Below are 17,575 nucleotides of genomic sequence, written 5' to 3' on the forward strand. Positions count from 1 at the left end.
TGGTACTGCCTTCACCGGCGGGAGAGTAGGTCGCCGCCAACTTATCAGCAGCGAGGCCCCGGCCCTGCGTCCCCTCATACGGGGATGCGGCCGGGGCCTCCCTCTTTTATGCCCCTACAAGCCGGCGGGAAGAGTTTCGTTTGCCATCTACTTGCACTTAGTAAAACAAAAGCCCAAGAACCGTATAGGTCTTGGGCTTTTGTTTTACTAAGCATCGTTATCTAATTAGTCCAGTTGCTACTTCAATCATGTCTTCGAGATAAAGGTATTGCCCACCGAAGTGGTAGAAATGTTTAGACAAGCTCAGCATAACCGTATGACGACTTTCTAACAGCTTTATTATAGGTTGTTTACAACTAACCGAATCCGAAAGTGAGTAGAGGCTTTTACGAGATGTTGTTTCGTTAGAAGTGGGTGTGACTTAGTTAAAGTACTCCAGTAATTTTTTGCTTAGGAAATCTTCTTGATTGAGAAACGTTAGCTTTGAGAAGCAAGCACGTTGCTGCTCTGATTAGTCTCTCGACAAGAATGACGTTAACCTACCCTTGGTTTTTAATAGGGTTGCTAGCACTAGCAATTCCAATTTTCATTCACCTTTTTGAGTTACGTAGGCCACAACGTATAGCTTTTACCAACGTTGGGTTTATCCGGGAAGTGAAGTTGGTTACGGCGAGGCAGCGTAAAGTGAAACATTTACTCATTTTGCTCTGTCGTCTGCTTTTCCTGTCTTTTTTGGTCTTAGCCTTCTGTCAGCCCTTTATTCCGGCAACAAAGGAGGGAAAAGCAAGCGGTGGGAATGTGCAAGTACTGTTAGACACATCGGCCAGTATGCAGGCGTTGGGTCAGGATGATCAACCTTTGTTTGAACAAGCTGTACAACAGGCACGTGATTTACCTACCGCATATACTTCATCAGTACAGTTCTTTTTGAACAACACCCGGACTCCGCTGTCCACTGAAGCATTTCAGAGTGAAATAGAACAGCTGAGGCCAGTAGCTAATGGGAACACAACCTCAACATTATTAGCACAGCAACAAAGTAGAGCCGCGAATAAGGCTTCACAGGTATTTGTACTATCTGATTTTCAGAAAAACAATTTTTCTGCTAAAACTCTCAGTAGTTTAGACTCAAGCAAGCAAGTGTTTTTGGTGCCGTTGGCGGCAACTCCTACCCACAATGTATATGTGGATAGTGTCTGGATTGAGGATGCCTTTGTGCGGGCCGCGACTGATCTGCCTTTGCACATTCGGTTGCGAAATGGGGGTAGTGTTACGGCGCCAGCGTGTCGGGTGAAAGTGTTGATAGGAGAGCAGCAAGCGGCTACGTTGCAGATGACAGTGCCAGCAGAGCAAGACGTGACAGCCACTGTACAGATTCGACTCAAGAACAATGAGCAGCAGTTGTGTCGGGTAGAGGTGGAAGATTTGCCTGTGACATTCGACAACACTTATTTTTTCGTGTTACAAGCGTCTCCTCGAATTGCAGTACTGGATGTAGCCGGCACTGCACAGCCCCCTACCCAGCGGCTATATGCGAATGAGGTCTTGTTTGCTTATACCAGTACGCAACCTACGCGACTACAATATGGGCAGTTGGCTAGCGCTGATGTAGTGTTACTACAAGAGTTACCGCAGATAGAAGCCGGATTGCGTGACAATATTCGGCAAGCAGTAGCGCAGGGTAAATCGGTAGTGATTATTCCGCCTGCTATAACTTCGGGTAGGGCTTCCTATACTCAACTGTTTCAGGAATTAGGTATTGGCAACATTCAATGGGAGCCTGCGGCCACAGGCTTGCCGGTGTTACGGGACGTAGCTATACCTGACTTACAAAATCCGTTTTTCCGGGGCGTATTCACTGGCCCCACACGGCAAACGGTGATGCCGAAGGCTGCACCAGTGCTGCGTTGGTCTCGCTCAGGTAATGAAATTCTGCGCCTGCGGGATGGAGATGGATACTTAGCGCAATTTGGAAGCGGCCGTGGCTCTGTGTATGTGTTCGCAGCACCTTTTAGCGGTGGTTATTCGGACTTTGCTAGTCAGGCGCTGTTTGTGCCGGTGATGTACCGGTTGGCTATGCAGAGCTATCGGCAGACTACGCAGCCTGCTTATCGACTCAACCAAGCGGTAATAACCGTAGCAGTACCCAGTAGCACACAGAGCAGCGCTGATCAAGTATTGAAGCTTACGAAAGACAGTCTGACATTTATTCCAGCGCAGCGGAGAATAGAAAACACGGTGCAGTTGGAAGTACCGCCAACCATGAGCCTGCCAGGTTTCTACTCGCTTACGCGTAATGGACAGACGATTGCCACTTTGGCATTCAATGTAGACAAGCACGAGTCGGAATTAGCGAGTTACTCAGCAACCGAGTTACAGCAGTTAATTGGGCCGAATCGGCCGAATATACAAGTATACAGTGCAGCTAACGGTGAGTCGGTGGCGGCGCGTTACCGAACGGAACGGGTGGGCACACCTTTGTGGCGCTACTGTCTGTGGGCTGCTTTAACCTTTTTGCTGGCAGAGATACTAGCAGTCCGGCTGCTAGGAAAAAGAACGGCAGGTAACGCACCAGCCCACGCCGTTGTAGCCTGAGGCTGATCGGAGGTACAAACGGGCATTTCTTGCGAAAGACTTCTATCTTGCCGCTTTCCTACGAATACTTCCGTGCAATCTTCTTCTCTTTCACATCCAGTGCTACGCACTGCGCTACGATTTGGAGTAGGTGCTGGCTTACTGAGCGTAGCTTGGGTGGCAGCGCTTTACTTGATAGGTGTCAATCCATTCGGGGGTAAGAGACTTCCTACCATGTTATTTGTGGTAGGGGCAGTATTAGTAAGCCAGTGGTGGGTGCGGCGCCATTTTCAGCCAGAGGGGCCAGGATTAGGTCGCTCGTTTGGGGTTGGTATAATGACAACTGTATTATCTGCCGCTATATCAGCTACGGGGTTGTACGGCATTGCGCAGGTAGCGGGACCAGAAGCCATGCAACGCCACCTGACAGAAATGCGGCAGTTGCTGGAGTCGAACAAAGAGGCATATCTACAACAGCGCAACGGGCAAGAACAGTATGAGCGCACGTTGCAAAATCTAGCCAGTACGCCGCAGGGGCTAGCCGCCGACGATTTAAAGAACAAGCTACTTTTCGGCTTACTCATTAGCTTGCCAGGGGCAGTGTTTTTTCGCCGGTAGTTCAGTTCATACTACACTATAACTCACTCTAGATTAACATGGAAAATACCTCTACATCCACAGTGACGACTACCAATGTAGGCATACGCTACGGCTTGCTGACAGGTCTTATTTGGATTATTGTCGACGTTATTATGCGAGCCACTGGGCTTTCATTTAAATATTCGATCTATCTGCCTGTAAGTTTGCTTGTATACATTGTAGGTATCGTACTGGCGCACCGTTACTTTAAACAATACAATGGCGGTTTTATGAGCTTCGGTCAAGGTGTGCTAATTACCTTGGTACTAGCTTTAGTATCAGGCCTTATGGCTGGTATTTTCAATTACATTTATCTAAACTTTATTGATCCTGACTACGTCGCACGGGCACGGGCCGATATGGAAGCTTGGATGAGCACCCTGCCTGGCGTACAGGAAGAAAATATTGAAAAAGCAACGGCTAACTTGAATGACGAAAAGATGAAGTCGCCTACGCAGATACTAAGTACATTGGGTAGCAATGGCGTTGGCGGAATTATCATGGGTCTTATCGTTTCTATCTTCACTAAACACAAGAAACCCGAGTTTGAGTAAGCGTAGTTCCTACTTTCCTGTTGAGCTTTCCATTGTCATCCCCCTGCTCAACGAGGCCGAATCTTTGCCAGAACTAACGCGCTGGATTCATCGTGTACTCACGCAACACGGGCTTACCTACGAGGTACTGTTGATTGATGACGGCTCGACGGACGACTCGTGGGCGGTGATTGAGGAACTGGCTGAGACAGATTCGCACTTGCGGGGCATCCGCTTCAACCGCAACTATGGCAAGTCGGCAGCTTTAAACGTAGGTTTCAAGGAAACGCAGGGTAGGGTAGTGTGCACCATGGATGCAGACTTGCAGGACTCGCCGGAGGAACTACCCGAACTCTACCGCATGATTACCCAGGATGGTTACGACCTGGTAAGCGGCTGGAAGAAGAAACGCTACGATCCACTCAGTAAAACCATTCCCACGAAGCTGTTCAATGGCGTAACACGCAAGATTTCGGGCATACAACTGCACGATTTCAACTGCGGTTTGAAAGCGTATAATCAGCGCGTAGTGAAGAGTATTGAGGTCTATGGCGAAATGCACCGCTATATTCCGGTCATTGCCAAGTGGGCCGGCTTCCGCAAGATTGGCGAGAAGGTAGTGCAGCACCAAGAACGGAAGTACGGTACTACCAAGTTTGGGCTGGAACGTTTCGTATATGGTTTTCTGGATCTGCTGAGCATCACCTTCGTGAGTAGGTTCCGGAAGCGGCCGATGCACTTTTTTGGCACCGTTGGAGCGCTGTCGTTTCTGATTGGCATGCTGATTACGCTGTGGCTGGTAGGGGAGAAGGTATACTTGGCTACCTTGAACTTACATGCCCGCGACGTAACCAGTCAGCCTTTGTTTTTCCTGGCGCTGGTGGCCGTGGTGGTAGGCGTTCAGGTGTTTGTAGCAGGCTTTCTGGCAGAGATGATTCAGTTGAACGGGCCGCGTAAAAATCAGTACCTTATTCGAGAGAAGCTGAATATCAATTCATAGCGAATGAACGTCGTCATCATTGGTCCGGCCTACCCCTTGCGGGGCGGGCTGGCTACTTACAACGAGCGGCTGGCCCGAGCCTTCCGCGAAGCCGGTGATGAAGTGCGGCTGGTCACGTTCTCGTTGCAATACCCTAATTTTCTTTTTCCAGGTCAGACGCAATTCAGCACAGAACCAGGCCCTGACGACTTAAATATCGAAGTCAGTATCAACTCCGTGAATCCGCTATCGTGGTGGCGGGTAGGAGAGAAGCTGCGCCGCGAGAAGCCCGATTTGGTCGTTTTTCGGTTTTGGTTACCGTTTATGGGGCCGGCGCTGGGCAGCATTGCCCGCCGCATTCGACGCAACCGCCACACGCGCCTCGTGGCCATCACCGACAACGTAGTCCCCCACGAAAAACGCACCGGTGACCGACCCCTCACGCGCTATTTCCTGAAAGCCTGTCACGGATTTGTGACGATGAGCCGGGCCGTGCTGGCCGATCTGCGCCGCTTACACTTCCGCCAGCCGGCGCACTATCAACCTCACCCGCTTTACGATAATTTTGGCGCGCTCCGTACCAAGCAAGAAGCACTGCAAGCACTTGGACTTGCTCCAGAGTTCGGCTATTTATTGTTTTTTGGTTTCGTCAGAGCCTATAAAGGTCTGGATATCTTGCTAGAGGCATTCGCCGATGAGCGGTTGCAACAACTGCCCGTCAAGCTGATTATTGCGGGCGAATTTTATGAAGACGCTGCGCCCTACGAGTCGCTTATTAAGCAGTATAACCTAGAAAATCGTTTGGTGCGGGCCACTGACTTTATCCCGAATGAGCAGGTAGCAAACTACTTCTGTGTGGCCGATATGGTGGTGCAGCCCTACAAGCACGCCACCCAGAGTGGCGTTTCGCAGATTGCCTACCATTTCGAGCGGCCTATGCTGGTAACCGACGTAGGAGGCTTGGCCGAACTGATTCCGGATGGGGAGGTAGGCTATGTGGTAAAGCCCACGGCCAAGGATATTGCTGATGCGTTGGTCGATTTCTACCAGCACCAGCGGGAAACGGAATTTGCCGCAGGCGTATGGGCGCGCAAAAAACAGTTTTCGTGGAGCGAGATGGTGAAGGCTCTGAAGCAGGTGGCTGTTGAGTAGGCTGTTAGCTGCTGGCAGGTAGCTATTAGCTAACCGTAATGCTTTCCTGCACGGCCGCAAACACCTTCTCCGCGGGCAACTCCTCCATGCAGCTGGTGCCTAGTTTGCAGGTGCCCCGGTAGAAGCACACGCACGGGCGGTCGGGTTGCACAATCTGGCCGCGGCCGTAAAGGTCAAACTCGTAAGGATTGAAGATATTGTTCATCAGCACGGTAGGCTTGCGCAGGGCAATGCTGATGTGCATGGCCATCGTCACCTGCGTCACGATGACGTCCATTTGGTGGAGCAGGTTGATGAACTGCTGTAGCGGAAACGTGCCGAGGTAGGTGGCGCCGGTGGCTGTGTGTAGGCGGCTGTTGCGCTCGTCTTCGGCTTCGCCGCCAAGCAGCACCGGCGCGTAGCCGGCCTGTTGCAACTGCGTGATGAGGGAAATCCATTTTTCATCCGACCACAGGCGCGTGGTCCATCGGTCGCCGCAGCCGGTATTGAGGCCGATGCGCGGGCTACCCTGGGGTAGGGCGCTCCAACGGTATCCTTTGTCTTCGTGCGTGTCGAACACGTACTCTTCGCCCCGAAACTCAAAACCGCACAGCTCAAAAATTTCCTGCACGTAGGGCTTCCGGTTTTCCAGGCTCAACTGATCAAACACGCCCGTCAGAAATTTGTGATTGGCCAACTCGTTGCCGGGCCACGCCACGCCGTACTGCGGGTGTAGGCGGTAGCCGAATTTTTGGGTAGCACGAATGGTGTCGTGCAGCGCGCAAGCTTCTTTGTCCTTATCGAGATTGAAGAGTAGGTCAAACTCCCGCGCCTGCAAGTGAAGCGTAGCCGGTAGGTCGAGCTTCAGCACCTCATCAATTTCGCCCTGCGGCAGAATGGCGGGTGTGAGCGTGAGCCACGTAATCTTTGCAGCAGGATACTCCTGGCGTAGGCGCCGGAGCAGCGGCGTGGTACGAATCACGTCGCCAATAGCGCCGAGCTTGATGATAAGAATGCGCTGCTGCACGGGCGCATATGCCGGACAATCGGCGCACAGATAGCCGTGTTCTTTATTGGGACGGCAGGGAATATCACCCCGGAAATGGCGGCAGTCGGGATGTACCACAACGCCGGCTAGAAGCTCAGACACAGGAGAAAACAGGAGGTGGAAGCGGTAAAAATAGCAGGCGAAACTTGATAAACCGGCGCACAAGCCACGTGGTCAAATCAAATCAAAAGCCCGCGCATATTGCGACAGGTCGAAAAAGGTGTCGGCGTGCAGCTTTTGCTTGATATTGCGGCGGTGTGTTTCTACGGTACGTTCAGAGATAAACAGACGCTCGGCAATGTCGGCAGCACTGTGGCTTAGCGCCAATAGGTGCAGAATTTCCCGTTCGCGCTTAGTTAGTTGCGCAAAACGCTGGTGATGCTGGCGCAGAAAATCGCGCTCGTCCAACAGGCGCTGCATCTTGGGTGTCAGGTGCGTGCTGGCATCCAGTGGACTGGCAAAGCAGAGTAGCAGCAACGGAAGGCCATCGTGGCCACGCAACAGCAAACGCATGGTAGTCAGGTGCCAGTGCCAATCGGTGCTGGGGTTAGGACGAACCTGCTGAAAGAACGTGATGATCTGGTTCGAGTCGTTTTTAGCTATCAACTCCGAAATACGCGGCACATACTCCAACGATTCCTGCTGATTGAAGAAACGAGTGTGATAGGCGGGGCCAATGGCTTGCAGCTCGGGTAGGGTAGTCTGCAACAGGCACAGCCCTGCCTTCGACATATACTCGACGCAGGTAGTCCGGGTATTGATAATAATGATAACACCCGGATACAAATCGGCCGAAGCAGCTATTTCGGCCACTTTTGCTTCTATCAACGCACGACACATGCTGGAAAAGGTATGGTAGAAGAACAAGTAGGCTATTACAGCACTCAACAGTAAGATGAAGCGCTATATTAACATACTTATTTTTATCTATATACCCACATAATTCGTCGGTGAAATAGCGCGCAATTCCTCCTTCACGCCCTCAGAGACTTCCAGTATATCAATAAATTCGCGGATGGTATGCTCCGTGATGGGACCGTGGGTGCGGGTGAGAGCTTTGAGGGCGTTGTAGGGGTCGGGGTAATTTTCGCGGCGCAGAATGGTTTGAATGGCCTCAGCTACTACCGGCCAGTTGGCTTCTAGGTCGCGGTGCAAAGCGGTTTCGTCGAGGGCCAGCTTGTTGAGGCCGCGTTGCAGGGCCTGTAAGGCAATGAGCGCATGGCCGAGCGGTACGCCCAGGTTGCGCAGCACGGTAGAGTCGGTGAGGTCGCGCTGGAGACGGGAAATAGGCAGCTTGGCCGCCAAATGCTCCAGCACGGCGTTGGCCATGCCCAAATTGCCTTCGGCATTTTCAAAATCGATAGGGTTGACTTTGTGTGGCATGGCCGACGACCCTACCTCTCCGGCCTTAATGGTCTGCCGGAAGTAGCCCATCGAAATGTACTGCCACACATCGCGCGCCAGATCAATAAGAATAGTGTTGAGGCGCTTGAGGCCGTCACAGAGCGCGGCCAAGTGGTCGTAGTGCTCAATCTGGGTGGTAGGGTAGGAGCGCGAGAGGCCCAGCGACTCTACAAACTGGTTGCCGAACTGGTGCCAATCGGTGCCAGGGTAGGCCACGTGGTGGGCGTTGAAGTTGCCGGTAGCGCCGCCAAACTTCGCTCCGAACGGCACCTGCGCCAGCAAGGCCACCTGGGCATCGAGCCGGGCCACAAACACCTGAATCTCCTTGCCCAGGCGGGTAGGCGAGGCCGGCTGTCCGTGCGTGCGGGCCAGCATTGGGACCTCGGCCCAGTCCTGCGCCCGCGCCGCCAGCTGGTTGCGTACGGCCGCATAAGCGGGTAGCAGCGTTTCCAGCAGGCCTTCGCGCAGGCTCAATGGAATAGCTGTGTTGTTAACGTCCTGAGACGTGAGGCCGAAGTGGATAAACTCTAGATAATCAGCTAATCCTAAAGCTGTAAACTGGTCGCGCAGGAAGTACTCTACGGCCTTTACGTCGTGGTTTGTCACCTTTTCGTGCGCTTTCACCGCTTCGGCATCCTCAGTCGAAAAATTCCGGTAGATGGCGCGCAATTGCTCGAATAATTGGCTATCAACCCCACTAAGCTGGGGTAGGGGCAGCTCGCACAACGCAATGAAATACTCTATCTCCACCAATACGCGGTAGCGAATCAAAGCCAGCTCGGAGAAGTAGGGTGCCAGTGGGGTCGTGGCGCGGCGGTAGCGTCCATCGAGGGGTGAGAGGGCCGTGAGGGGCGAAAGCGAGAGGTAGGCAGAGGAAGTAGACATGCAGAAGAAAAATAACCCGGTGGGGCCAAAGGTAGTAAAGCCCATCAGGATGCCGATGCGGCACACCTGCCTTTTCGTACCTTTGTATCTTCTCTGTACCTGAGTCCGGCACGAATCTAGTGCGCCGGGCTACTCAGTTTATCTCTCCGAAACGGTCGCGTGACTCCAGCAACGAAGAAAAAAATCGGTATTGGTCTGGGCATCCTAGTGGTGCTATTGGCCGGTGCATTTGGCGTGTTCCTTCTCAAGCGTCAGCAGCTGCTACAGTATGCCATGCAGCAGGTGAAAAGTAAGGTAGAGCGCAAATATCCCCTCACGCTGGCCTTTGGTCCGGCCCGGTTCACAGACTGGAACTCAGTGCAGATTGATGGCGTGAGCCTAGTGCCTGTGGCCGGTCCGACAGTGGCTGCCGATACGCTGCTGCAAGCGCGCCTGATTAAAGCGTCGGTAAGCCTACGGTCGTTGTTTGCGCTACGGCCCGTGTTCAGCAACCTCGAAATCAATGATGCTCGCCTCACGGCCCGCAAAATGCCAGCTAAGGATAACTTTTCTTTTCTCTACAAAAAGAAGAAAGGAGAGCCGGTAGTGAAGCGCGACACCACCAAAGGCACGAATTATGGGCTGCTGGCCAATCAATTGCTGGAAGCCGCTTTCGATAATGTGCCCGGCCAAGCCAGCTTCCGGCGCTTTCTGGTTACCTACCGGAGCCCCAAGCACGATGCAACCATTGAAATGCCGCAGCTGGTGATTGAGGATGGCGACATCAGCGGGCAATTGCTGACAAATATCGACTCGGTGGCAAACCAATTGGGCGTACAGGGCCACATCGAGCCCGGCGACTATGAGTTGAATGCTTCGTTGTTTGGCCTGAATCAGCAGGCTGTCACGCTCCCCTACCTGCAACGGCGCTTCAATGCTCGGGTGCAGTTCGATACGCTACAGCTGAGCCTGGACGGCAAGGACTACAGCAGCGACGCGCTGACGGTGCGCGGCGCGGCATCGGCGGTCAACTTCAAAGTGTATCAGCCCAAAATTGCCGCGCGCGACATTGTCGTGCGTCACGGCGGCCTCAATTTTATTACGACGCTGGGGCAGGCCTCGTTTGAGTTGGAAAAGGGCTCCAAAATTCGGCTGAACCAAATGGAGCTGTATCCTGAGTTCAGCGTGCGCAAGCTGCCGCTCAAGCAGCGGGTAATTGGGAAGAAAGTGAACGGAGTAACCTCGCGTAACGACCTGTTGGCAGGCTTACAAGTGGCTATTGACGTCAACTCAGCCGAAACCAAAGCCAACGACTTCTTTGCTTCCCTACCCGAAGGCATGTTCGAATCGTTGGAAGGTATGCAAGGCGAAGGCACGCTTACCTACAGCCTGCACACAGCCCTGGACATGAACCAAGTGGATAGCCTGCAATTCAACTCGTCGCTGAAAGGGCAGAACTTCCGCATCACAAAGTTCGGCGCCGAAAACCTGAACAAGCTAAACGAGGAATTTGCTTACACCGCCTACAACGACAAGGGCGACTCCATCAAAACCTTCTTGGTAGGACCATCTAATCCCGATTTTACGCCCTACAATCAGGTTTCTAATTATCTGAAAGGCGCTATCCAGACGGCCGAAGATCCACGCTTTTTCTCGCATAAAGGCTTCATGGAAAAGGCATTTGTGAAATCGGCTATTCAGAATATCAAGGAGCGGCGCTTTGCGCGCGGCGGCAGCACCATCTCCATGCAACTGGTGAAAAACGTGTTCTTGACGCGGCAGAAAACCGTGGCCCGTAAGGTAGAGGAGATGCTGATTGTGTGGCTGTTGGAAAATACCCGCATCGTATCGAAGGAGCGGATGTTTGAGGTGTACTTGAACGTTATCGAATGGGGGCCGAAAATTTACGGTGTGAAAGATGCCGCCCGGTTCTACTTCGCCAAGCAACCCGCCAACCTCAACCTGTCGGAGAGCCTGTACCTGGCCAGCATCATTCCCAAGCCTAAGTTCTACCGTTACTCCTTCGACAGCTACGGCAACCTGCGCGGCTCGGCCCGCTACTTCTACCGTCTGATTGCGGGCCTAATGGCGCGCAAAGGCCTCATTCCGCAAGAAGACTACGACAACCTGTCGCTGGGGGTAGCGCTGAACGGTCCGGCCCGCAAATACATCGTAACGGCCGTAGACACCGTGCGGACCGTAGTGCCCGCAGATACTGCGCAGTTTGAACCGCTGGATCTCATCGATTTGCTCGGTGGCGGCACGCCCCGCACCCCCGACGAGGGGGCCAACACGGCGCCGCCTACGACTGCACCTCCGCAAGTTCCGTAAGGATATCTATTACAAAAAAGGCGCGCTCTCCTAATGAAGAGCGCGCCTTTTTTGTGGTGCTTTATTGAAGTGGTTTTTCAGTCTTAGGAAACAGAACGGATAAGAGGACAGAGCCAAATAGAATGACGCCTACTGTACCCAATGCCACACCCATAGGAATATGCACATACTCACTAAGTAACAGCTTGCCACCAATAAAGACCAGAATAAGGGATAAGCCATAGTGTAGGTAGTGAAACAAACGCATCAGCCCAGCCAAGGCGAAGTACATAGCGCGTAGGCCTAAGAGCGCAAACACATTGGATGTGAATACAATGAATGTATCACGCGACACGGCCAGGATAGCGGGAATAGAATCGGCGGCAAAGACTACGTCGGTGGTTTCTACCATTACTAGTACCACAAAAAGTGGGGTAGCAAACAGAACCCCATTGCGACGTAGAAAGAACTCAGGGCCATCGATGCGGTTGGTGATGGGAAGGTGGCGACCCAAAAACTTAACGATGGGGTTGGATTCGGGGTCAATTTCGGGGTCGTTGGCACTGATGGCCATTTTGACGCCCGTGTAGACGAGAAAGGCCCCCAGCAGGTAGAGCAAGAAGTGAAACTTCGCTAGCAACGCCGCGCCAGCCAGAATAAAGGCTGCCCGCAGCACCAGTGCTCCAATTATTCCCCAAAATAAAATCTTGTGTTGATACTGCGGCGGAACTTTAAAGTAGCTGAAAATCAGCAAAAAGACAAACAAGTTGTCGACGCTCAACGACTTCTCGATAAGGTAGCCGGTAAGGAATTCCAGGCCAGCCTGGTGACCCATTGTGCGGTACACCAGATAGTTAAAGCTTAGGGATAAGGCTATCCAAAAGGCGCTCCAGCCTAATGCCTCGCGCATGCGCACAACGTGCGCTTTGCGGTTTAGCACCAGCAAATCGAGCAAAAGCATAGCCAGCACGAATACAACGAAGCCGGCCCAGAATAAAGGAGAATTTTCCATGCGTAGCTCAAGATACGAGGCTGCGCATATTTTTATAGTTAGCTAGTTGGAATCGATCAGTAAGCATTAGCGACTTTTGGCAGCAGATGACAAAGCAACTTCCTCATCGTGCGTAGCTGCCTGGTCTGATGCTCGGTTGAAACGCCGAAACCAACTCGACGCTTTCATTTGCAACACCCCAAAAAAAGCTTCCTTGAAAATGCCCTTGCTCATTTTGGAGGTGCCCCGTGTGCGGTCGGTGAATATAATGGGCACCTCCTTGATTCGGAACCCATGTTTATACGCCAGCCACTTCATCTCAATCTGAAAGGCGTAGCCCACAAACCGGATCCGATGACGGACTACCGTACGCAACACCTTGGCCGAGTAACACTTAAAGCCCGCAGTTGCATCCATAATGGGCATGCCGGTAACAATGCGCACGTAAGCCGAGGCAAACCACGACATCAGTACACGATCCATGGGCCAGTTTACCACATTCACACCCTGAATGTAGCGTGAGCCAATAGCCAGGTCGTAGCCTTGGTGAGTGCAGGCTTCGTACAGCTGAATAAGGTCTTCGGGATTATGCGAGAAATCGGCATCCATCTCGAAAACGTAACTGTAGTCGCGTTGCAGCGCCCACCGAAAACCGTGGAGGTAGGCCGTGCCTAGTCCTTGCTTACCCGCACGCTCCTCTAAAAACAACCGATCTGGAAATTCCTGTTGCAACTGCCGGATAACATCGGCGGTACCATCGGGTGAGCCGTCATCAATAATGAGCACGTCAAAAGTTGTCGGCAGCGAAAATACTTTTCGCACGATCAACTCCGCGTTTTCGCGCTCGTTGTAAGTAGGAATCAGGACAATCCCTTCGTTCATGCGGCAAAGGTAGGAGGATGCGGGAAATGGTAAGGTTATGCTGTGAAAAATTGCGAACAGGGTAGCGTTTTAGTGAAAAGAGCGTGGGCTTGGAGTAAACTACAGGTTCTCCAACTCACGGCTCAATTTACGGGCGTGACGAATACAGTCGGGGACGCCTACTCCGGCCAGCCAGTTGGCGGCCGTGTAGATGTGCTGCTCAGCTAAAGTAGCAGCAGCCGCGTGAGCTGGTACAATGCGGCCATCGAACTGCGGAATAGCCCGCTCCCAATAATAGCGGAATTGCCACGTGGGCTGGCCCTGAATGCCATATAATTGACTCAACTCTTGATGGACAGCAGCTTTTTGGGCCGCCTCGGGTTGGCGGGCCTGTTCTTCGTACTGAACACCGCCTACAAACGTTGTGAAGAGCACCTCGTTGGCCGGCGCGCGGTCTGAAAACAGTGAAGTAGTCCAGACGCTACCGGCAGCGTAACGGTTTTCCTTCTTGGGGTGCAGTGCCCCAAAGCCATCAAGCGGGTGCGTAACCGCCGCACGGGGGTAGGCCGAATAAACAGCTGCCATGGGCGGATAATATACCTTAGCCAGAGCCGCAGCTTCCGACGCAAACTGTGGTTTGAGCAGAGCCGCGGCGGCATACGCGGGCAGTGCCAGCACTACAGCCGAGTAGAGGGTAGGCATTGCCCCGGCAGACGTACGTAGCTGATAAGTGCCGTCGGGCTGCCGGGTGATGCTAGCAATAGCCTGACCACTATGATAGTGGGTAAGGCGCTGCGTGAGCGTGTTGGTTAATGTCTGCAACCCGCCTTGCAATGAAACTATACGTCGCCGTTGCCCGCCACCACTTTTGGCAAAGCCCTTCAGAACGGAGCCGTGCGCTTGCTCTAGCGCCGCCAATTGCGGGAAAGTCTTGTGCAGAAGCAACTGCTCGGGGTCACCGGCATAAATACCGGAGATGAACGGATTCAGCGCATAGTCAACCAGTTCCTGATCGAAGCGGCGCCGGATGAAACCGGCCAGCGTTTCGTTGGGGTCAGTAGGGGCAGCCGGACGGCTCAATTCCCGCAGGATGTGGTAGCGGGCTTTCAGGCTGAAAAACCCATCAAACAGCAACTGTTGGGGCTTACCGGGTAGCTTGCGGTAGCGGCCATTGCGCAGCACATAGCGGTTGGCACTCACGGCGGCCGTATCCTGAAGCTGCTCGGTGAGGCCGAGGTCCTGCACCAGGTCGCGCAGGTCGTCGCTGAGTTGCAAGGAGTTGGGGCCGGTTTCGAGCAGGTATTTTTCTGTGAGCTGGGTGCGGATGGTGCCACCCGCCCGGTCGCTGGCTTCAAACAGGTCGTAGGCGACGCCAGCCTGTTGCAGATACCACGCTACGGTGAGCCCGGAGATACCGCCGCCGATAATGGCTATAGCCATAAAGTGAGAGTGGAAATGCTGAAATGGTCTAGTAAAACCCCGTTTCAGCATGCTTAGTTTAGAAGTACAGCAAGGTAAAACCCGTGGATTACCTGCTTCTGTGCAAAAGACGCAAATTTGTGCTTGTCTTTGCTTTCACCACGTACCATTCATCGCATTTCCTTATGTCGCCTACCCTCAACAAAGCCATTTTTCTGGACCGCGACGGCGTGCTGAACGATGAAATCGGCGACTATATTCTGGAGCTGGATAAGTTCGTCGTGTCGCCGGGCGTGCCCGAAAGTCTGGCCCGATTGAAAGCCGCTGGGTACTACCTTATCGTGGTTACCAACCAAGCTGGCATTGCCAAACAACTCTACGATGTGCAGCACGTAATTGCCTGCCACAACAAATTGCAAGCTGCTTGCAGCCAAATGATTGATGCGTTTTACTATGCGCCGGGGCATCCGTCGGTGAGTGAGTCGCTCTCGCGCAAACCCAACTCGCTAATGCTGGAAAAAGCCATGGCCCGGTTTCACCTCGATCCCGCGCAATGCTGGATTATCGGCGACCGGCTCCGCGACCTGGAAGCGGGGGCACGAGTAGGCGTGCAAGGCATTTTGGTTGGCCATTCCGAAGCTTATGCCGCCACGCCCTACGCGGTAGATCTGGCAGCCGCTACGGATCTTATTCTGGCTGCGGGGTAGGGGGGGCTTGGGCCGTGAGCACCACGGCCGGCGCAGCGCGCGGCGGGGTAGGCGGAGTATGTGTATAAGCAGGGCAACTGGATTTGCACGATGCCAACACCACCAACCCAACGAATACCAGAAGCGAAGCTTTTCTCATTTCCTGTAAGTAAAAAGAAGTGAATCAGGTTACTAACGGTGAGAAAGAGGTAAAATTGCGCGTCACAACTAGTTAGCAGAAGTCGAATTAACGGGACAAAAAAAGCGCCTTCCGCACGAGGCGAAAAGCGCTTTTTTTATCTAATAAGTAGGGTCTACTGACGCACGGCTGGAGTAGTAGCTTCTGAAGCCGTGATGGTCGAGGAAATCCGGTTGGCTGCTTTTGTGCTGGTGTATGCCGGGCACTTGGATTTGTTGCAGGCGCTCAAACCGGACAGAGCCACGAGGCTGAGCAGAAGTAGTTTTTTTGCCATGAGTGAAAGCGAAGCTGAAATCGTCTGATAAAGTTGAGGCACCAAGGCCTGAGCAACAAAGATACCAGAATGCAAGAAGACAAGAAGTCGTTCCAAGTGGAGCGAGAAATCTGGCAGACTCTCATTCAGATTTCTCGCTCCACTCGAAAAGACAATTATTCCTGATACCCAAGAATTTTCATCATCGTTTCGGGCTTTTGCTCATCGGCAAATACCCGGTCGGTGAGGGTGCCATCTTCGGCCCGGTCGAGGATGATGTGCTTGGGGGCTGGAATCAGGCAGTGCTTGATGCCGCCGTAGCCGGAAAGACTTTCCTGGTAGGCGCCAGTGTGGAAGAATCCTACGTAGAGTGGCTTCTTATCGGCCTCTTTGCGCTCGGGTAGGAAGACTTGGTAAATGTGCTTCTCGGCGTTGTAGTAGTCCTGCGAGTCGCAGGTGAGGCCGCCGAGCTGGGTGCGGCGGTAGTTCTTCTCCCAACCGTTCACAGCCAGCATGATAAAACGCTGATTCAGGGCCCAGGTATCGGGCAGGTTGGTGATGAAGGAGCCGTCAATCATGTACCACAACTCCTTGTCGTTCTGTAGTTTCTCGTCCAGGATAGAATACAGAATCGCACCCGATTCGCCTACCGTGAAAATACCGAACTCGGTAAAGATATCCGGCTCCGGCACGCCTTGCTCGCGGCAAATGCGCTGAATGGTGCGCAATACCTCCTGAATCATGTAGGGGTAGTCGTACTCCGGCTGGATGCTGGTCTGGATGGGCAGCCCCCCGCCGATGTCAATAGTAGTGAGGGTAGGGCACACCTTGCGCAGCTCGCAGTACTTGTGCACAAACCGGCTTAGCTCCGACCAGTAGTAGCTGGTGTCTTTGATGCCCGTGTTGATGAAGTAGTGCAGCATCGTTAGCTCGAAGCGTGGGTCTTCCTTGATGCGCTGCTCGTAGAGGGGAATTACGTCGGCGTAACGCACGCCTAGGCGCGAAGTGTAGAACTGAAAGCGCGGCTCCTCGTCAGACGCTACCCGGATGCCTATTTTGCACTTCTCGCGCACGTGCTCGTGGTAGAAATCGAACTCGCCGAGATGGTCCAGAATCGGCACGCAGTTCACAAAGCCTTCGTTGATGAGCGCAGAAATTTCCTGCCGATACTCAGCCCGCTTAAAGCCGTTGCAGATGATATAGGTGTCCTTCGAAAGCTTGCCCTTGGCATGCATGGCCCGAATGATGCTGGTATCAAACCACGACGACGTTTCGATGTGCACGTTGTTTTTTAGGGCCTCTTCTACCACAAAGGAGAAGTGCGAAGCCTTGGTGCAGTAGGCATACGAGTAGCTACCCTGATATCCGATGTTCTCAATTCCCTGAGCAAACCACTCTTTGGCCCGCTGAATCTGGGAGCTGATTTTTGGTAAGTACGTGAGACGCAGCGGCGTGCCGTGCTTCTCGATAAGCGCCATTAGGTCAATATCGTGGAACTGCAACTCATCGTTCTCGACGGTGAAACCCTGGCTAGGAAAGTCAAAAGTCTGACTGATTAGGTCGTGGTAGGTATCCATTGAGGAGGGTAGGGGATAGGTAAAAAGAACGTCATGCTGAGCGCAGCCGAAGCATCTCCCTTGCTTTGTTGCTATCCGTTAAGACTACTTAACGTTAGGGATGCTTC

Annotated in this window: 16 protein-coding genes; 7 read left to right on the forward strand and 9 right to left on the reverse strand. The window is 53.0% G+C overall.

Features of this window, described 5'->3' with window-relative positions; genetic code table 11:
* Positions 1 to 528: 528 nt before the first annotated feature.
* The 5 genes from KYK14_RS18255 (at position 529) to KYK14_RS18275 (ending at position 5,877) form a co-directional block, all read left to right on the forward strand.
* A complete protein-coding gene (locus tag KYK14_RS18255; protein WP_219160839.1) occupies positions 529 to 2,595 on the forward strand; it encodes a BatA domain-containing protein in 2,067 nt (688 codons plus the stop codon).
* A 99-nt stretch (positions 2,596 to 2,694) separates the two neighbouring features.
* Positions 2,695 to 3,192 carry a DUF4199 domain-containing protein gene (locus KYK14_RS18260; protein ID WP_343217135.1) on the forward strand — a complete coding sequence of 166 codons (498 nt, stop codon included), beginning with the start codon at positions 2,695 to 2,697 and terminating at the stop codon, positions 3,190 to 3,192.
* A gap of 38 nt (positions 3,193 to 3,230) precedes the next feature.
* A complete protein-coding gene (locus KYK14_RS18265) occupies positions 3,231 to 3,767 on the forward strand; it encodes a DUF4199 domain-containing protein (RefSeq protein WP_219160843.1) in 537 nt (178 codons plus the stop codon).
* Positions 3,760 to 4,746 (forward strand): glycosyltransferase family 2 protein, encoded by a 987-nt coding sequence (locus KYK14_RS18270; RefSeq protein ID WP_246601920.1) that lies wholly within the window; start codon positions 3,760 to 3,762, stop codon positions 4,744 to 4,746. The genes KYK14_RS18265 and KYK14_RS18270 overlap by 8 nt, the downstream gene beginning before the upstream one ends.
* A 3-nt stretch (positions 4,747 to 4,749) precedes the next feature.
* Positions 4,750 to 5,877, forward strand: a complete 1,128-nt coding sequence (locus tag KYK14_RS18275) for a glycosyltransferase (protein ID WP_219160847.1) — start codon at positions 4,750 to 4,752, stop codon at positions 5,875 to 5,877.
* A 25-nt stretch (positions 5,878 to 5,902) separates the two neighbouring features.
* On the opposite strand, the gene KYK14_RS18280 is transcribed toward KYK14_RS18275, so the two are convergent.
* From KYK14_RS18280 to purB, 3 genes are all read right to left on the reverse strand, one after another.
* Positions 5,903 to 7,006: a glycosyltransferase family 9 protein gene (locus KYK14_RS18280; RefSeq protein WP_208307225.1), complete on the reverse strand. Its 1,104-nt coding sequence runs from the start codon at positions 7,004 to 7,006 to the stop codon at positions 5,903 to 5,905.
* Between the two features lie 72 nt (positions 7,007 to 7,078).
* Positions 7,079 to 7,744, reverse strand: a complete 666-nt coding sequence (locus KYK14_RS18285) for a helix-turn-helix domain-containing protein (RefSeq protein WP_219160849.1) — start codon at positions 7,742 to 7,744, stop codon at positions 7,079 to 7,081.
* An 87-nt stretch (positions 7,745 to 7,831) separates the two neighbouring features.
* Entirely contained in the window at positions 7,832 to 9,193 is a 1,362-nt protein-coding gene (purB, locus tag KYK14_RS18290) for an adenylosuccinate lyase (protein ID WP_219160851.1), read from the reverse strand.
* A gap of 159 nt (positions 9,194 to 9,352) precedes the next feature.
* On the opposite strand from purB, the gene KYK14_RS22515 reads away from it, so the two are divergent.
* Entirely contained in the window at positions 9,353 to 11,503 is a 2,151-nt protein-coding gene (locus KYK14_RS22515) for a transglycosylase domain-containing protein (protein ID WP_185280751.1), read from the forward strand.
* Positions 11,504 to 11,564: 61 nt separating this feature from the next.
* On the opposite strand, the gene KYK14_RS18300 is transcribed toward KYK14_RS22515, so the two are convergent.
* The 3 genes from KYK14_RS18300 to hemG all read right to left on the reverse strand — a co-directional run bounded on the left by KYK14_RS18300 (position 11,565) and on the right by hemG (position 14,774).
* Positions 11,565 to 12,494: a TerC family protein gene (locus tag KYK14_RS18300; RefSeq protein ID WP_185280750.1), complete on the reverse strand. Its 930-nt coding sequence runs from the start codon at positions 12,492 to 12,494 to the stop codon at positions 11,565 to 11,567.
* Positions 12,495 to 12,560: 66 nt separating this feature from the next.
* Entirely contained in the window at positions 12,561 to 13,355 is a 795-nt protein-coding gene (locus KYK14_RS18305; protein WP_219160853.1) for a polyprenol monophosphomannose synthase, read from the reverse strand.
* Positions 13,356 to 13,454: 99 nt separating this feature from the next.
* The gene (gene hemG / locus KYK14_RS18310; RefSeq protein WP_219160855.1) at positions 13,455 to 14,774 is read right to left on the reverse strand and encodes a protoporphyrinogen oxidase; all 1,320 of its coding nucleotides are present in this window, start codon (positions 14,772 to 14,774) and stop codon (positions 13,455 to 13,457) included.
* A gap of 164 nt (positions 14,775 to 14,938) precedes the next feature.
* Here hemG and KYK14_RS18315 point away from each other — a divergent pair, with 164 nt between their 5' ends.
* Positions 14,939 to 15,460, forward strand: a complete 522-nt coding sequence (locus tag KYK14_RS18315; protein ID WP_219160857.1) for a D-glycero-alpha-D-manno-heptose-1,7-bisphosphate 7-phosphatase — start codon at positions 14,939 to 14,941, stop codon at positions 15,458 to 15,460.
* Here KYK14_RS18315 and KYK14_RS18320 read toward each other — a convergent pair.
* The 3 genes from KYK14_RS18320 to KYK14_RS18330 all read right to left on the reverse strand — a co-directional run bounded on the left by KYK14_RS18320 (position 15,441) and on the right by KYK14_RS18330 (position 17,468).
* Positions 15,441 to 15,599 (reverse strand): hypothetical protein, encoded by a 159-nt coding sequence (locus KYK14_RS18320; RefSeq protein ID WP_185280746.1) that lies wholly within the window; start codon positions 15,597 to 15,599, stop codon positions 15,441 to 15,443. The two genes, KYK14_RS18315 and KYK14_RS18320, sit on opposite strands and share 20 nt — an antisense overlap.
* 154 nt (positions 15,600 to 15,753) lie before the next feature.
* Positions 15,754 to 16,008 (reverse strand): hypothetical protein, encoded by a 255-nt coding sequence (locus KYK14_RS18325; protein WP_185280745.1) that lies wholly within the window; start codon positions 16,006 to 16,008, stop codon positions 15,754 to 15,756.
* A 59-nt stretch (positions 16,009 to 16,067) separates the two neighbouring features.
* Entirely contained in the window at positions 16,068 to 17,468 is a 1,401-nt protein-coding gene (locus KYK14_RS18330) for a type III PLP-dependent enzyme domain-containing protein (protein WP_185280744.1), read from the reverse strand.
* Positions 17,469 to 17,575: the final 107 nt, after the last annotated feature.

Source organism: Hymenobacter profundi (assembly GCF_019334315.1).
GTDB classification, from domain to species: Bacteria; Bacteroidota; Bacteroidia; order Cytophagales; family Hymenobacteraceae; genus Hymenobacter; species Hymenobacter profundi.

Bases quoted from the DNA above. Each gene is read 5' to 3' on its own strand.
- KYK14_RS18255 (WP_219160839.1), top strand. From the start codon at position 529: ATGACGTTAACCTACCCTTGGTTTTTAATAGGGTTGCTAGCACTAGCA.
- KYK14_RS18265 (WP_219160843.1), top strand. From the start codon at position 3,231: ATGGAAAATACCTCTACATCCACAGTGACGACTACCAATGTAGGCATA.
- KYK14_RS18275 (WP_219160847.1), top strand. From the start codon at position 4,750: ATGAACGTCGTCATCATTGGTCCGGCCTACCCCTTGCGGGGCGGGCTG.
- KYK14_RS18285 (WP_219160849.1), bottom strand. From the start codon at position 7,744: ATGTGTCGTGCGTTGATAGAAGCAAAAGTGGCCGAAATAGCTGCTTCG.
- purB (WP_219160851.1), bottom strand. From the start codon at position 9,193: ATGTCTACTTCCTCTGCCTACCTCTCGCTTTCGCCCCTCACGGCCCTC.
- KYK14_RS18300 (WP_185280750.1), bottom strand. From the start codon at position 12,494: ATGGAAAATTCTCCTTTATTCTGGGCCGGCTTCGTTGTATTCGTGCTG.
- KYK14_RS18305 (WP_219160853.1), bottom strand. From the start codon at position 13,355: ATGAACGAAGGGATTGTCCTGATTCCTACTTACAACGAGCGCGAAAAC.
- hemG (WP_219160855.1), bottom strand. From the start codon at position 14,774: ATGGCTATAGCCATTATCGGCGGCGGTATCTCCGGGCTCACCGTAGCG.
- KYK14_RS18315 (WP_219160857.1), top strand. From the start codon at position 14,939: ATGTCGCCTACCCTCAACAAAGCCATTTTTCTGGACCGCGACGGCGTG.
- KYK14_RS18320 (WP_185280746.1), bottom strand. From the start codon at position 15,599: ATGAGAAAAGCTTCGCTTCTGGTATTCGTTGGGTTGGTGGTGTTGGCA.
- KYK14_RS18330 (WP_185280744.1), bottom strand. From the start codon at position 17,468: ATGGATACCTACCACGACCTAATCAGTCAGACTTTTGACTTTCCTAGC.